The 1,043-nt window shown below is 58.0% G+C and carries 2 pseudogenes; one reads left to right on the forward strand and one right to left on the reverse strand.

Annotated features, from left to right (window positions below):
* Nucleotides 1–87 precede the first annotated feature (87 nt).
* Nucleotides 88–518 (reverse strand): annotated as a pseudogene (locus tag AC1DUU_RS32775) (IS30 family transposase); the annotation flags it as partial.
* On the opposite strand from AC1DUU_RS32775, the pseudogene AC1DUU_RS32780 reads away from it, so the two are divergent.
* A pseudogene (locus tag AC1DUU_RS32780) lies at nucleotides 511–930 on the forward strand (IS6 family transposase); the annotation flags it as partial. The pseudogenes AC1DUU_RS32775 and AC1DUU_RS32780 overlap by 8 nt on opposite strands.
* Between the last annotated feature and the right edge of the window lie 113 nt (nucleotides 931–1,043).

Genomic DNA, 1,043 nt, shown 5'->3' on the forward strand with positions numbered 1-1,043 from the left:
CCGCAAGAGCGGTCAACGTTGCCGTAGCGGGCCCATCCATCCATCAGATCGCTCCTCGCTATCGTGGCCAATTTGGATCGCGATGACGCTTTGGTTGTTGATCATCACCGTGTAGCGGCACTTACGCTCGACCTGGGAGGTGACATTGGCATGGCCCAATACACGCTCGAAATCAAAAGGTCGCCCTCCCAATGGCCGAATTGGGAGCGATCATCCATGAAGTCAGGCCTTTGCGATATCCTACAGTTGGCTGGAAAGACGCTGTTTCGCGGCTGTCTGGCGCCACGCGGACGGCGTTTGCGACGGGCCTCCGGAAAATAGCGGTAGAGGCCGAGACCATAATCTTCCTTGTCGTAGATGAAGCGGTAGATCGTCTCCGCGCAGATGCGAACAAGGCTGACACCATCGGCCAGTAGGCGGCCGGCGATCTGTTCCGGCGACCAGTGGGCCGTCAGCATGTCGATCACCATGCTGCGGAGATGCGGATGGCGCCTGAGTTTCCGCAACCGTCTATGGCGCGCCGTTGATCAGGACGGCTATGTTCTCGACGAGATGGTCCAGAGCCGGCGCAACACCAAGGCTGCCAAGCGTCTCCTGATCCGTTTGATGAAGAAGCAGGGATGTCTGCCGAAGCGTATCGTCACTGACAAACTGCGCTCCTATGGAGCGGCGCGACGCCAGGTCATGCCCACTGTCGAGCATTGATCGCATAAGGGTCTGAACAATCGCGCCGAGAACTCGCATCTGTCCTTGCGAAAACGAGAGCGAGCCATGCAGGGATTTCGTTATCCAGGTGGCCTACAATACTTCCTGTTTTTCTTTTCTGCAGTCCGAAATCTCTTCGTCCCGCCTCACCCGAAACACTCAGCCATCGCCGTCCACCTGCATCGCCATACAGCGATCGCCTTGCGTTGCGGGCAAAGGCTGTGAGGATCGGCTTGTCCGGCGAGATGGCCAGCTTCACTCCAGCGACTTGAATTCGGACTTGTTTGCGCCCGCCATTCTAAGACGCTCCCCGATCGCGGCGCTGGGGAATTCTGTTT

Source organism: Aminobacter sp. P4_H6_2, assembly GCF_056400805.1.